Raw genomic sequence first — 14,812 nt, 5'->3', positions numbered from 1 at the left:
AGCCCGTCCTGCTGACATCAGCGAGACGGGCTTTTTTTGTATCGATCTTGTATTAACCCAACTTCCCCAGCAGCGGCACAAAATGTGGTTGCAGAGAATTTATTGGGCGTGTTTTTGTCATCGATTTTCCGAAAGTCCAGCGTTTGAAATCTGAAACACGATGTAGTGACGACCTCTGATCTGGTTGGTCGGAGATCCGTCGGTAGCATTTGCGATCATGTTCATTCGCCAATGCCATCGGATCAAAAACGGTCGTCGCCACGCCTACTGGGCGCTGGTCGAATCGTATCGCTCGGCCAGTGGGCCGCGGCAACGGGTGGTCGCGTGGCTGGGGAAGCTTGACGAAGCCGGGCGACTGGGTGTGCAGCAGGCGGCGGAAGTTCTGGCCGATACCGATGCTACGGCGGCAACGGGCGATCGATCGCAGCCGCTCAGTCGACAGATGCAATTCGAATTTGATGACGACGCGACGGCTGTCGCTCCGCGATGGGTTGAAGTCAACGCCGCCGGAGTTCGTGTGGAAAACCTGCGGCAGTTCGGCGGACCGTGGATGGCTCTGCACCTGATTCGCACGCTGCAGCTCGACACATTTCTGAACAACGCGATCCCCGAAGGTCGCGAACTGGTCGGCTGGGATGTGAGTTCGCTGATTCTGATCATTGCCCGGCTCCTCGAACCCGCCAGTGAACTGTTCACGGCCGAACAATGGTATCCGAAAACGGCGCTGCCCGATCTGCTCGGCGTGAGCGAAGACCGCGTGGACGACAATCGGTTGTACCGCACGCTCGATCAGTTGCTGCCACACAAGGACGCATTGGAAACGCATCTGAAGAATCGCCTTGGCCATCTGTTCGATCTCGAATACGACCTGCTGATGTATGACATCACAAGTACCTACTTCGAAGGTCAGGCCGAACACAATCCGCTGGCTCAGCGTGGCTATTCGCGCGATAACCGCAGCGACTGCAAGCAGGTCTGCATCGGGCTGGTGGTGTCTCGATGCGGAATGCCGCTGGGATACAAGGTGTTTGCCGGCAATACGGCCGACGTTACTACCGTGGAACACATCGTCGAAACGATGGAAGCACGCTACGGGAAAAGCGATCGCATCTGGGTCATGGATCGCGGCATGGTGTCGGAAGACAACATCGAATTCCTGCGCGAAGGCGGTCGACGCTACATCGTCGGCACTCCCAAATCGATGCTGAAGAAGTTTGAACACGAGCTGCTGAAGGAAGACTGGACCAGCATTCGCGATGGCCTGGAAGTCAAGGTCGTGCCGTGGCCCGGCAGCGACGATCCGGATGAATCGGAAGACTGCAACACATCGCCGGAGACATTCATCCTGTGTCGCAGTCGCGATCGATCAAAGAAGGAAGAAGCGATCACACAGCGCTTCGAAAAGAAGATCGAAGAGTCGCTCATCCGCATGACGGCGCGGTGCGATAAACAGAAACGCGACCCGATGAAGGTCGAACGTGAGATCGGCCGGCTGCTCGGAAAGAACACTCGAGCGGCAAAGCTCTTCGACGTGAAAGTCACGAAGACAGATGACGGGGCCGCACGCATCGAATGGTCAAAGATCGAAGCCACGCGTGACTGGGCGACTCTGAGTTCCGGATGCTATCTGCTGCGAACCAATGTCAGCGACTGGTCCGACGAAGAACTTTGGAAGGCATACATCCAACTGACCGAAGCGGAAGCCGCGTTCCGAATTCACAAAAGCGATCTTTCGATCCGCCCGATCTGGCATCAGAAGGAGGAACGTGTTCTGGCACACATCTTCGTGTGTTTTCTGGCGTATGTGCTGTGGAAGACGCTCGGCCAGCTGTGCAGCAAAGCAGGGCTGGGCGACGAACCGCGACGTGTGCTTGCGGAGCTGTCGGAGATCCGTTCGATGGACGTCGTCCTGCCCACTCGCACCGGCCCGGAGATCCGTACTCGCTGCGTGTCAAAGCCCTCCGACCATCAACAGATTCTTCTGGAAAAACTGAATCTCAAACTGCCCTCGAAAATAATCCAAAAGCAAATGTAGTGGAAACTTCTTGCCGCTCACCGCACAAAACACTGCCTTCGTGACTTGAGTTGGGGAAGTTGGGTTAATCAGGCGAAGCGATCTAGAAACCGCGTTCTTCGCCTTCGATGCGAGCCTGCAGCTCGTCGCGTTCGCGGCGTGTCATTTCGAGGTCGAACATCAGATATTTCACGTCGAGTCGTAATTGCGACAGTGCTTCCTGAACCAGCCCCAAGATTCGACGACGCCGCAGCACGGATTCTGTGACTCGGTTGTAGGAAACCAGCAATTCCTGCCGACGGTCCGTATCCATTTCCTCCAGCAGCTCACCCAACTCCTGCAGTTCAGCAGGCAGATCATCATTGTTGGAATGCTGGAATCGTTTTGGGACGCTCATAACTGCCACTTCCTTCGGGGTTCCGTTTCACCAGTGATTGTTACGCTGGCAGTGAGCCGTGGCAAGCAAATTGCGGCTCGAACACGGAAATACCGGTCGTCGATCGGTCAGAATGGCGTCGACTTCGAAATTGCACAACTCAGTAAAACCGTCAAAAGTTGCCAAGGTCGCGTAGGTTGTTGATTCTGGTGTTGCCAAACCTCCTCGGACCGCCCCAATCCCAGGCGAAATACTGGTCTCGGGCCAAAAAACGGATTCTGTTAGAGTCTGGCACTGACACAGCAGCGTGCCGTGCGCGCGTCATTGCAGAACGACCAACGGGAGTGTTTCGGAGCGGCAGCTCCAATCGGCTGTGGGCTCGCCCACGTTAGGCTACCGCAATCACACCTTCACCCAGCTGAAGCTCGGAAAAGTCAAACGGTGACACGGATGTCGCTCAACTATTCGCAACCGGACTCCTCCATCGCATGGACAAGCCAGCCGCTTCGATGGATTGTCGCCGCATGCAGCCTGCTGTTGCCAGCGACGGGGCTCACCATGGAATCGGACGCGACTGGCTGGACGGTCGTTGTGCCGTTGCCGCCGCCTGTGAAGGTTGTCGAACACAACCAACAAAACGAAGGTGAGATCGCCTTCCACCGCTTTAGATTTCAGTCGGCTCGCGATTTCCAAACGGTTCAGTTACAGATCGCTCGATCCCCAGCGTTGTTGATGGACGGATTTGAAGCGGCCGTCAACATCAACTCCAGCCAACGAGGCGTCCGGTTCGGGCTACAGGTTGTTCTCCCTGAACAAACCGATCCGCGAACGGGAGCCCCCCTTCAAACAATCATCTTTGGCGACCGATATCAGGCCGCTGAGAAATGGCAGAAGACCGCGGTCAGGATTTCTGCTGCCGCCATTCAGGCCAAGATGCGAGAGCTACGTGCAGAGATCAAGCAGCCTGACATCAATCGATCGGGGGCCTACGTCAACGGCTGCGTGCTTGTGGCGGAACTGCACAAGGGAACGTCTTACGTCGACGTGTCGGCCTGTGAGTACGGTCCAACCGTGGCCCCTGCGGCGCTTCCGAACGCGATGCTGGTATCAGATTCGAACGCTCCCGTGCTGCAGGCTCGCGTCAACATCGAACGCAACCGCATTCTGGTTGATCACAAAGCCGTGTATTCAAGGTTCATTCCGGATCATGGAGAAGCTCTGGAATTTTTCGACAGTGTCGGCGTGAACACCGTGTGGGTGCCGGACTTGAGTGCCTCGGAACGCATGCAGGCGTTCATTCGCCGTAAAATCCTGGTGATGGCCACACCCCCGCATCCGGATTTCGATCCAGCCGATTTCAGCAACCCGCTACAGGGATTGCCGCCGCTGGAACAACAGTTTCCTCTGCCCGACGTGTGGTACCTGGGCACGTCGATTCGATCCACTCAACTGCCGCACCTGCTGGCATGGGCACGAGAAGTCCGCAGCGCGGATCGCACACTGCGGCGTCCGTTAATGGCCGACGTCATCACGGCAGAAGGCGTCGCATCGCGAAAAATCGACTTCGTAGGAATCAGCCAAAACAGTGTTGGCGGTTTGACGTCCTTCGGCGAATCGCGCAATCGTTCGTTCCTGAGACAAAACGCTTCGGCGCAGCTCACGCTGCCGTGGGAATGGATTCAAACCGAACATCCGCCCGGCATCGTCGCATGGCGACGCGACACGAATTCAACGGCTGCTGTGGTTGAGCCGGAACAGATTCTGATGCAAATGGTTTCGTGTCTGTCGGCCGGTTCGCGAGGCATCGGATTCTGGAAGACTCGGCGGTTACTACCGAATCTGTCCGCTGATCTGGAAACCACCAAAGCAATTCAACTCGCGAATCTGTATCTGGAAATTCTGGAACCACTGCTGATCAAGGGCCACGTCGATCGCCACATTCCAATCCCGTTGGCAACGGCGGAAGCGACTGCAGGTCGAAAAACGAAGTCCTGGACCGACGACTTTTTGCCGTCGTCGCCCATCAAGTCCGTCAACTACACAGAAGCTCCTGATGGCCCGGATGCCGCTGTGATCAACAGCCCGGGAACGTCTCTGATCTTAGCCGCGTTTTGGAATCCCAATTCGCAGTTCGTCCCGCAGCCAATGTACGCGTCCGCGACGTCGCTGGTCGTCAACGCCACCGAAACGGCGTCAGCATGGCGAGTCACACCGACAGGCGTGCGTGGGATTCGCCGACAGCCGACGGCCGGTGGTCTGAAGGTTGAACTGGACGACTTTGATCAACTTGCGTTAGTGCTCGTGACGTCAGACCTTAGCGAACGCCAGCGACTGGCCGCGCGAGTTCAGGAGCGTGCTCAGACAGCCGCCACGCTGTTTGTCGAACTCGCCAAATTAAAGCTAGCGCGCGTTTCCGAAACCTGCCACAGAATCGATGCCGTGGCAGGTGAAGATAGCGCCGCGCTTCGAAAGCTGGATTTCGCCAACAGCCTGCTTGCCCGCGCGGAACAGGCATTCGCCCGCAGCGACTACCCTGGCACAGAAAGTCTGGCTAAGGCCGCCATGCGCGAAACCCGGTCCGCTCAAAACCGCTATTGGCAGCGAGCCGTTTCAACGCTGCCCGGACCAACAGCCAGCCCGCATACAATCAGCTTTTCAACGCTCGGCGACCACTGGCAAATGATGGCGGACATGCGGTCACGGATGCCCTCTCAAAATATGCTGCCATCCGGAAACTTCGATAGCTTTCGGCTGCTTTCAGACGGCAACTGGAAACCCGTGGTAACTCAGGAAAAGCAGTTCTACGCCAGCGCAGAAATTCATACGGAATCCGGTGGACGCAATCAAGTCATGATCATGCGTGCCTGGCCGCGGTCGGAAACCGCTTCCCATTCGAATCAGCCAGCCCTTCTTGTGCAATGCCCTGAATTGACGGTCGATAAAGGCGACCTGCTGGAAATCACCGTCAAAGTGCGGTTCGGCCAGGGCGTTCAGACTCTTCAGCCTGCACCGTTGCTGATTTTTGACAGCGATCTCGGTCCGGAGCTGGCGGTGAATCCGACACTCGAACCTTCGTGGCAAAAAGTAACAATCTACCGTGAAGCGTCAGAAAGCGGCCTCTACAAGATCTGGCTGGGACTTAAAGGGCCGGCCGAAGTCTATGTCGACGACTTTAGCGTGGTTCGCAGGCCGGCAGCGGCGTCACCCGGCGCTTTGGCACCGGCAGTTGGCCTGAAGGCTGATCAGAGTGCGAATCCGGCGGTTCCGGTCAGCGAAAGTCGTTCCCGAGTGCAGGGCGCAGGATACGCGAATCCTTAGTTTCCCTGAGAATGTCCGCCCGCCCGCTGTGGTGACTCGGCCCTGACCTTGCAGATAACGCTGTAATCGATATCGTGTGCCGCGATCGATAGGCTCGAAGACCGTGTCCTGTCTAACCAAATCCCGCTCAGTTTTGCCGAGCCGGGCTAGCCTCGACCGGCATCTTCGCCGCAGGCTGTTTTCAACAGATTTCAATCCCGAAGGACAATCGAACGATGCCAATCGCAACTCCCGAACAATACGGAAAGATGCTGGACGCAGCACAACAGGGAGGCTACGCCTATCCAGGAATCAACGTTACTTCCATCGTGACTATCAACGCCGCGTTGAAGGCGTTTGCAGACGCCAAGTCAGACGGGATCATTCAGTTCTCCACCGGTGCTGGCGAATTCGCCTCCGGCCTGAATGTCAAAGATGCAGTTCACGGCACAATCGTGCTGGCTGAAGCGGCTCACCGACTGGCCGAAAAGTACGACGTGCTGATCGGTCTGCACACGGACCACTGCCAGCCAAAGAAAGTGGATACCTTCCTGAAGCCACTCATCGAAGCCACCGCCGCTCGTCGAGCCGCAGGAAACGGGAACCTGTTCCAGTCGCACATGTACGACGGTTCAGAATTGCCACTGGATCAAAACATCGCAGAAAGCGTTGAACTGCTGAAACTGTGTGCCGCCAACGACATCATTCTGGAAGTCGAAGCGGGCGTGGTTGGTGGTGAAGAAGACGGAATCGATCATTCGGACATGCCAGCCGACAAACTGTACACGTCTCCGGAAGACATGGTACAGGTGTACGAAGCCTTGAATGGCCTCGGTCGCTTCATGTTCGCCGCCACGTTCGGCAACGTTCACGGTCACTACAAGCCGGGTGCTGTGAAACTGCGACCGGAGATCCTTCGCGATGGCCAGAAGGCCGTCACGGATAAACACGGGGCCGCCGCAGAATTCGATCTCGTCTTCCACGGCGGATCGGGAACGCCTAAGGCACAATTGCAGGAAACTCTGGACTACGGCGTCGTGAAGATGAATATCGACACCGACACGCAGTACGCCTTCACTCGCCCAATCGCTGATCACATCCTCAAGAAGTACGACGAAGTGATGATGATCGACGGCGAAATCGGAGCGAAGAAATCCTACGACCCTCGCACTTACCTGAAGCTCGGCGAAGCCGGCGTAGCAACTCGCCTGCAGCGAGCCTGCGACGAACTGAAGAGCACCGGTAACAGCATCTTCGGCAAGGTATAACCTGCAGCCGACGGGTCGCATGACAACCCAAAAGAAGCCCGGCCTTTCCAAAAGGCCGGGCTTCTGTCGTTTGGTCACTGAGCCCTTCAAGCGGACGTGAGGTGCCTGTTATCATGCAACGATACCTTCGAACACGTTGGTGTCTCTAACTGCAGACCGGTACGGCAACTCCAATACCAGCAAGCCTCAACATCAATGCCCAGGATAAAGGATTTCGTCGAACGCTCAGACACGGCGACTGGCCGCTTTTTTGACCTCTGCATCCAGTCGCTCATTGTCCTGTCGCTTATTTCATTCAGCGTTGAGACGCTTCCCAACCTAAGCCCTAATTGGGAACACTACCTCTCCGTCTTTGAGGTCGTCACAGTTGCCGTCTTTACGATCGAATACATTGTCAGGCTCTGCGTTGCTGACAAGAAACTCGCGTTCGCCACCAGCTTCTTTGGCATCATCGACTTTCTCGCTATCGTGCCGTTCTACCTGTCTCTCGGAATCGACTTACGCTCCGTTCGAGCATTTCGTCTGTTGCGACTTTTTCGGATGTTCAAACTTGTTCGATACAGCAAAGCAATGCAACGGTTTCATCGTGCTTTTCTGATAGCCCGTGAAGAACTTGTCCTGTTTCTGTTTGTCACAATGATTCTGCTCTACCTCGCAGCCGTCGGCATCTACCACTTTGAACATGAAGCTCAACCAGACACATTCGCTTCGGTGTTCCATGGCCTGTGGTGGGCAGTCGCAACACTAACGACTGTCGGTTACGGTGACGTTTGCCCAGTCACGGTTGGCGGCCGGATCTTCACTTTTGCAATCCTGCTTATCGGCCTGGGTGTTGTGTCAGTGCCAGCGGGACTACTTGCTTCCGCGCTGTCGAAAGCGCGGGACATGGAGACCGAATAGCGACTTCTTTGCCTTGCAATGTCCGTTTCGCGGTTCTGCCATTTGACATCGATTCGGCAGACGCTTACGAACGCAGGTGGCTTGAATTCTACGCCGTATCGTTTGAACCCGTTGAATTGCCGACTAAGGTTCCTCAACTCATTGTTGTTGCCGCAAAGATTGAGAAATACGATAAAGTTCGCGAGTTCCGTTACTCAAATCAATTCAGAAACAACAACGATCACCCCCCGAAACGTGCTGGAAACCGCTGGTAAAACCGGGGTGAGCAACCAGCACAAAGCCTATGTCGTTCAAGACCAAGGGCTACACGACACAAAGTCGGCGTGCAACGCCCCCCCTTCGAATCACTGCTCACACAGATTTTCAGGCGTTTATACATGACTTACATACTTCGATTGGCTGCATTCACGCTCATCGTTTCAACAAATGCACTCGCGGTCGCTCAACCGGCGACCGACAAAGACCGACCAACGGCCGTGCCGTCGGAGTCTGTGGATGAGATGCTGAAGCGATTTGTCGACGAGTGCGTGGCGATCGCGCCGGGATCGGACAGGTTCCCTCGCGAGTTTGAAGTTGGGGAAGCCACACCTGGTAAACTTGAACTTGCCCGGCAGAAAGCGACGCTAAAACATGATTTCAGGATCTCAAAGTACGAGACGACTCAGGAGTTGTACCAAGCCATTCAAAAGTCAAATCCCAGTCGCTGGCAGGGGCCGCGCAATTCAGTGGAAAACGTCACATGGAATGACGCTCAGACTTTCTGCAACAAGCTGACCCAGCAGTTGCGGGCGAAGAAGTTGATTATAGCAACGGAAGTCGTCAGGCTGCCCACAGCTGTGGAATGGGAATACTGTTGTCGAGCCGGTTCGAAGTCTCGCTACTGTTTTGGCGATACTGTTGCGGCAGGCGATTCCCCGACCGGGACTCTGGACGAATACGCATGGCACACCGGCAACGCTGCCGGGAACGATCCGGCTGTAGGCGTTTTAAAACCGAACGCTTGGGGCCTGTGCGACGTTCACGGCTATTTGTGGGAGTTCGTTTCCACTCCGGACGACACAAAAACGCAGCGGCAGATCCGAGGCGGTTCGTGGAAAGACCATCATTCGCTGTTAACGTGCTCTACATTCAAACCGATTGCAGGCGACGACAAAGACGATGCGATTGGTTTTCGATGCGTGATCGCCGTTGCCGCGAAGTGACGTCAGCTGTGACTCGCACAGAGGCTGATCGATTCCGCAACAAGATTGTCGATCTCGTCCACGGGAACTGTCGTGGCGACTGACATCACGCCCCCAGCCACGCAGATGCGGACGCGTTTTACACAATCGTCAAACGTGGTATTCGACATCGCTTCCACAATCGGCGACACCGACCTTAACGGGCGATAGACGTTTTCATGCGGATAAAAAATGTCGACTTTGAATTCGACTTCCCGGTGAAGAGGCGGCGCATCGATTAACAGGTCCACGGGCCTGACGGACATGCCAAGTCGGTCGCCGACGGCGGTTGCCAGGTGATTTGAGCATCGTACCAACTGTCGGTAGGGCATCTGACGCAAAGCATGAAACAGATCCGGACGCTGGTGAAGACTGTATTCCGCCAGTCGTTTGTGCAGTCGGCGATGAGCTCCAAACAGTCCGTCGGTCAGACTTTGCGCGGGCTGCCCGACGGCCGCTGTACAGATCGCCACGATCATGTCGGGTTCCGTCATGCGAAACACGTCTGCCAGGTCTAAGGAAGAACGCACTTCGTAGAACGCTCGGGCAAACATCGTCGTCGCGGATCTGACGGCGTGGTGCCAGTAGACTTCGCTGAACATGACGTACCGAGCGAACACCATCATTTCGGCTGCCGTCTTGCCCTTCGACGTGATCGCAAGCCCGTCGGCCGCTTCGTTGGGAACAAGTGAGCTGATCAGCCGCTGACGGTCGAAGTTGCGGCCATAGGGAACGCCGCAGTGCTGACTGTCGCGATTGAGGTAATCCATCTTGTCGATGTCAATCGGGCCGGACAAAATCGACTGACGGAGCTTGAGGCTGGAATTCGACGATTTTCCCGTCAGCACTTCGATGACTTCCTCCGGTTCGATCTTCCAATCACGCCGCAGGACATTCGACAGCTCGTTATCCGGCCCCAGAAATTCCGCTGCGAAGACTTCGTGCGGCGGCATTTCTTCCAGATCAAGGTCTTCAATCGGGTGACAAAAGGGCCAGTGCCCAATGTCGTGTAACAAAGCCGCCGCGATCAGCACTTCGGCTTCGTGCGGCGATACGACGTCTGCAAAACGAGGGTCTTTGCCGAGCTGCCAAAGGTATTGCAGTGCGTTGTGATAGACGCCCAGAGCGTGTTCGAACCGGTTATGAATGGCCCCCGGATAAACTCTTGAGGTCAGCGCGAGCTGCGTTACCTGCCGGAGTCGTTGGAATTCGGCCGTGTCCACGATCGCTCGGACGCGGCGGCTGAACGGGATATCCTGCTCCACGGGGACTCGAACAACGCCGTCGTCCAGGCCGGTGCCGGAAAGTTCGGGAATATTGAAATAGGGGTGCATAACGCCTGCTGCCCGAGTTCGGCCGTGTTCAGATTCCGGGAATTCGCTCGGTTGTTCCGCCGTAAATTGAATTCCGTCTTGAGTTTCTGACGACGGAGTGTAACTATTACGCTACTCATGGCTGCGGCATCCACACTCGGAAACACAGATTTCGTGAGATCCGGTGATGTGGTGATTGTTGGAACGTCTGACATTTCCGTCTGGCATCATTGTTCAAAAGGAACAGGTAAGAAGAAGCGTTCACAGAATGGCGAAAGAAGAAGCAATTCAGGTTGAAGGCAGCGTGACCGAAGCGTTGGCCAACACACAGTTTCGAGTCGAACTCGAAAACGGGCATGAAGTCATGGCTCACGTGGCCGGTAAAATGCGCAAGCACTTTATTCGAATCGTGCCAGGCGATCGCGTGGTGGTCGAGGTTTCACCCTACGACCTCAACCGTGGCCGTATCGTTTATCGAGAGCGGTAGTCGGACGTTGTCCGCACCGTTCGTAGACCGCCTGCCATAAAGCCCCGCCTGCGATGACTGATTCCGCAGCCCCGTTGCCTTTTGTTCGCATTTTCACAGACGGAGCCTGTCGTGGAAATCCCGGGCCCGGCGGGTGGGCCTGTATTTTGCGCCATCCTGCCAGCGGCACCGAAAAAGAATTCAGCGGTGGGGATCGCGAAACCACCAACAACCGCATGGAATTGCAGGCCGTGATCGAGGGCTTAAAGCAGCTCTCCCGCCGCAGTCGAGTCGAAGTCATCACCGACAGCACGTATGTGTCGCAGGGGTGTGAAACCTGGCGGCATGGCTGGAAGAAGAATGGCTGGCGCCGCAAAGTCGGCAAGCAGCTAAAGCCGGTTCTGAATGTCGAGTACTGGCAGCAACTGGATGGATTGCTTGGCAAACACCAGGTCACCTTCACCGTGGTGAAGGGCCATTCCGGGCACCCGGAAAACGAACGATGCGACGAATTAGCCGTCGCAGCCGCCGAAGCCGCTCGTTGAGCCTCCAACAGGGCAGCCGCCTCAGCTGATTGAGCTGCCGCTCACACCATTCCCCGCGCCGAAAATCGGCTTTAAGGTAACCAGGGAGCCGGCGGGATAAGTCCCGGCAGACTATTCCGCCGCGAACGGATGTACTCAAGATTCTGGTTGCAATGTTCGATGTTGCCCGTGGAACAATGCGCTTTGAGAACACCTGCGCGTTGATGAATCGGCAGGGATTGCCGAAACCTCTGAGGTCCACAGACGGAAACACGGATGTATCAGAAACGCTTTAGTCTGCATCGAAAACCGTTTCAGTCAGTTCTGCACGATGGCGACTTCTTCCGCTCACAGGCTTTCGAAGAAATTTCGCCGCTGATTTTGCATGCGCTGCGCTCCGATCTGGGCGTCGCCGTTTTGACAGGTCCAGCCGGCGTTGGAAAAAGCGTCAGCCTGGAAACCGTTCGCCGCGTGCTTGAGTCAGACAGCCAGGTCATGTTCCTGCGCGGCGGAACCGCAAGAACGGCCGACGAACTGTTGTACGGGCTGCACCGACGACTTCTAAAGGCAGAATCCGCCGCAGCGAAGGAGCGTTCGGCGGGAGCGAGCGTCGTACGGCGATGGGATGTGGTCGAACGCCTGCAGCGAGTCTCCGATTTCTGGGGGCCTCTGATCGTTCTGGTGGACGACGCACACATGATGCAGTCAGAAGTCTTCGCAGAACTGCGTGCGCTGCTGGAAGAAGAAAACCAGGGGCACAAACTGCTGAGACTGCTGATTGCCGGACCGCTCGTGCTGGAAGAAGTTCTGGCGCAATCGGACATGAACGACTTTGCTCAGAAGATTCGCACGCACGTGTTTTTACAACCGCTGCGTTCCACCGAATCTGTGCAATATCTGAAGCACGAAATGAGCGTTGCCGGCGGGGCGCTGGCAGATGTCTTTGACACAGCAGCTGTCGAGAAAATCGTGGCGGCCGCCGATGGCATTCCACGCTGTCTGAATCTGCTGGCCGACGAGTCCCTGATGGTGTGCGAAGAGACCGATCAGGACCGAGTCACCACTGACGTCGTGAATCACGCGCTGTCACGATTGCAGCATTTGCCGATCGCCTGGAACGCCGCACCGGACAGCGTCGAAGACGACGATGAATATGACTCGACGGAATCCGTCAGCGATCAGCCTTCGACTGAACATTCGGTCACTTCGGACGGTTCATCGTCGGTTGTGGAGTTTGGTGCTGACAGCGCAACGGCCACGTCAGGATTCGTGTCAGCCACCCCCGGCGTAATCGAAATCGGCGGCGGCGCGGAACATGGCATGGCTCAGCCCACGCCACAGACGCCTGCCACCGCTGACGAATCGCTCGAAGTGACCACTCCAGAACCAGAGTCGCCGCCGCCGACAACGCCGACAACGCCGACAACGCCGACAACGCCGACAACGAAGTACGCGGTCGTTGAAACTTCTGACACGGTTGAAATCATCGAAGTTGCGGAACCAACGGCCGCGAAGCAGGTGCCCGACGACACGGAAGCTGTGGTCGATTATGTCGTGGGTGAAACAACATCACTCGACCTTTCCCAGCCGTTCCTGTCGCCTCCGGACGCTGCAGCCGACAAGGCACCGGAAGAAGTTGACGACGAGGATCTTACCGACGTTGTGGCCGATCTTGACGCACGCCTACAGCGTCTTTGCGACACTCAAACGCCGGCCGCAGAATTGGATGACGAACCGGTTAGCTGTGACCCGGAATGCGACTTTCCATCGGACGAGCTCGACGGCGAAGCCTTCGAACCATCGAATGACGCACTAGACTTCGAACACTCACCGAGTGAACTTGATGCCTCAGAAGCGGAAGAAGCAACTTCCGAATGGCCGGCGCTGGAACCTGCAAATCTCGGCCACCATCTTCTGCTGGCATCTTCCAATGACGCCGACGATGCCAACGACGGTACGGTCGAACTGGGAGAATTTTCTCCGTGGGAACCCGCAGGTGAATGGCCGGCGGAGTCCGTTGGCAATCCTGACGAACTTGAGGAAGCGACATCTTCTGTTGAGCCAGGTCTCGACAACGAGCATAGCACTGAGCTCACCGACGACGATGAGTTTGGCCCTGCCGATGAATTTTCGGATGAGGAACTTGCACCAGCCGGCACACAGGATTTTGCGTCGGAAGCTACGCCGTTGTTCAACGATGCTGCTGCTTCAGTGCGTTGCGCCAACAGCAATCCCGTGTTCGATCGCTATACGTGGTGCGAACTGGGCCGATCGGTCTCTTCCGACCAGGTTATGCGGCACACAGCAGTCGATGTCCTGAACCAGCCTGCAGTCTGGCCGCCTGAGGTCGCGGGAGTCGCGCCGGTCTGCAGCATTCCTGTCATCGACCTGGAACCGCAGATCAATGAGCAACTGGACGAGCTTGACGAAATGGTCGATGCGGCCGGGCCGGCTTTGTACGACACGAAAGTGTCACCCGAGCTTGAACTGGCAACGCCTGACCATGCCGATCGGTTTGCCAGTCCATACGATTCGTTTCCGCTGATGCCCGATGTCGATGCGGATCTGACAATCGATCAGATTCAGGAAATGCTGCATTCGGAGATGTTTGAAGAATCTGCGGGTGCACCCGATGAAGATGACAATGCGGCAAACCTGGAAGAGCCAGCCACCGACACACCGTCGGATTCCCACACGCTGCCAGACTGGGTGGAAGGTGACGTACTGAATGCATTGTCAGAGGTCGACTGCGAGACGGACGACGTCGCAACGGCTGATGATCGCATCAGCGAAAGCGAGCTGCGTTCTGGTCACGTCAACGACTATGAAACGGACGAGGCGGACAACGAAGCAGATCTCGACAATACGCCAACGAACCGAGCGTCGGATGATGGACCGGGGCACATGCAATCGTTTATCCAAACGCGCCTCGAGAGCTATCCTGCCCCCGACAACACTGATCCAAATGGCCCGTCAGCATTCGCCGGGAAGACTTCCTTCGAGATCGAAGAAGTGCTTGATGCGGTGTTAAGAGAAACGATTCAGGAATCAGAGGACGTCAACGAAGACGCTCATATCTATCATCCGCAGCTGCTGCAGGAAGCGCGTTCTCGCGTGATTAGCCTGTTATCAGAATCGACAGAACTGCGAATGGCGGCCGGGGCTGAGAGCGTTGCGTTTCCTGTTGTGTCGGCCGATGTTGATGACGACGTCGATGAGGCTGCAGAACTCACGAATGACCTGGCTCTGGCGGAACTGGAATCGATTGACGATCTGGCTGACTTCGACGACGAATCCGGCGAGCCTGACGACAACGACGTTTTGCCCCTGACGAAAAAGAAGGCCGGCCGGTCTCGATTCAGCGACCTCTTCACGCGACTACGGCGTATCAAGAACGACTAAATAACCTCGCGTCCAGATGGGAGCACGATTCC

General features: G+C 56.4%; 10 protein-coding genes. 8 read left to right on the top strand and 2 right to left on the bottom strand.

Translation table 11 applies throughout. The features are described from left to right. The first annotated feature begins 217 nt into the window (after positions 1-217). Positions 218-2,035 (top strand): IS1634 family transposase, encoded by a 1,818-nt coding sequence (locus Fuma_RS32435; RefSeq protein WP_077027768.1) that lies wholly within the window; start codon positions 218-220, stop codon positions 2,033-2,035. A gap of 82 nt (positions 2,036-2,117) precedes the next feature. Here the strand turns inward: Fuma_RS32435 and Fuma_RS32430 are convergent, their stop codons facing one another. Next, positions 2,118-2,411, bottom strand: a complete 294-nt coding sequence (locus Fuma_RS32430; protein WP_077027767.1) for a transcriptional regulator — start codon at positions 2,409-2,411, stop codon at positions 2,118-2,120. A 429-nt stretch (positions 2,412-2,840) separates the two neighbouring features. Between Fuma_RS32430 and Fuma_RS32425 the strand changes: the two genes are divergently transcribed. The 4 genes from Fuma_RS32425 to Fuma_RS32405 all read left to right on the top strand — a co-directional run bounded on the left by Fuma_RS32425 (position 2,841) and on the right by Fuma_RS32405 (position 9,057). Continuing rightward, the gene (locus Fuma_RS32425; protein WP_077027766.1) at positions 2,841-5,708 is read left to right on the top strand and encodes a hypothetical protein; all 2,868 of its coding nucleotides are present in this window, start codon (positions 2,841-2,843) and stop codon (positions 5,706-5,708) included. A 215-nt stretch (positions 5,709-5,923) separates the two neighbouring features. Continuing rightward, the gene (fbaA, locus tag Fuma_RS32420; protein ID WP_077027765.1) at positions 5,924-6,955 is read left to right on the top strand and encodes a class II fructose-bisphosphate aldolase; all 1,032 of its coding nucleotides are present in this window, start codon (positions 5,924-5,926) and stop codon (positions 6,953-6,955) included. 195 nt (positions 6,956-7,150) lie between these two features. Beyond that, a complete protein-coding gene (locus tag Fuma_RS32415) occupies positions 7,151-7,855 on the top strand; it encodes an ion transporter (protein ID WP_077027764.1) in 705 nt (234 codons plus the stop codon). A 377-nt stretch (positions 7,856-8,232) separates the two neighbouring features. Next, entirely contained in the window at positions 8,233-9,057 is an 825-nt protein-coding gene (locus Fuma_RS32405; protein WP_077027762.1) for a formylglycine-generating enzyme family protein, read from the top strand. 2 nt (positions 9,058-9,059) lie between these two features. Here Fuma_RS32405 and Fuma_RS32400 read toward each other — a convergent pair whose 3' ends face one another. Further along, a complete protein-coding gene (locus Fuma_RS32400; protein ID WP_077027761.1) occupies positions 9,060-10,409 on the bottom strand; it encodes an HD domain-containing protein in 1,350 nt (449 codons plus the stop codon). Positions 10,410-10,656: 247 nt separating this feature from the next. On the opposite strand from Fuma_RS32400, the gene infA reads away from it, so the two are divergent. The 3 genes from infA to Fuma_RS32385 all read left to right on the top strand — a co-directional run bounded on the left by infA (position 10,657) and on the right by Fuma_RS32385 (position 14,780). Next, positions 10,657-10,875 carry a translation initiation factor IF-1 gene (gene infA, locus Fuma_RS32395; protein WP_077028696.1) on the top strand — a complete coding sequence of 73 codons (219 nt, stop codon included), beginning with the start codon at positions 10,657-10,659 and terminating at the stop codon, positions 10,873-10,875. A 53-nt stretch (positions 10,876-10,928) separates the two neighbouring features. Then, a complete protein-coding gene (gene rnhA / locus Fuma_RS32390) occupies positions 10,929-11,399 on the top strand; it encodes a ribonuclease HI (RefSeq protein ID WP_077027760.1) in 471 nt (156 codons plus the stop codon). A gap of 255 nt (positions 11,400-11,654) precedes the next feature. Then, positions 11,655-14,780, top strand: coding sequence for an ExeA family protein (locus tag Fuma_RS32385; protein WP_077027759.1), 3,126 nt, complete (start codon positions 11,655-11,657; stop codon positions 14,778-14,780). The last annotated feature ends 32 nt before the right edge of the window (positions 14,781-14,812 follow it).

Origin of the sequence: Fuerstiella marisgermanici, assembly GCF_001983935.1 — a bacterium.
GTDB classification, from domain to species: Bacteria; Planctomycetota; Planctomycetia; order Planctomycetales; family Planctomycetaceae; genus Fuerstiella; species Fuerstiella marisgermanici.
This window is presented reverse-complemented; position numbering and strand designations above follow the sequence as displayed.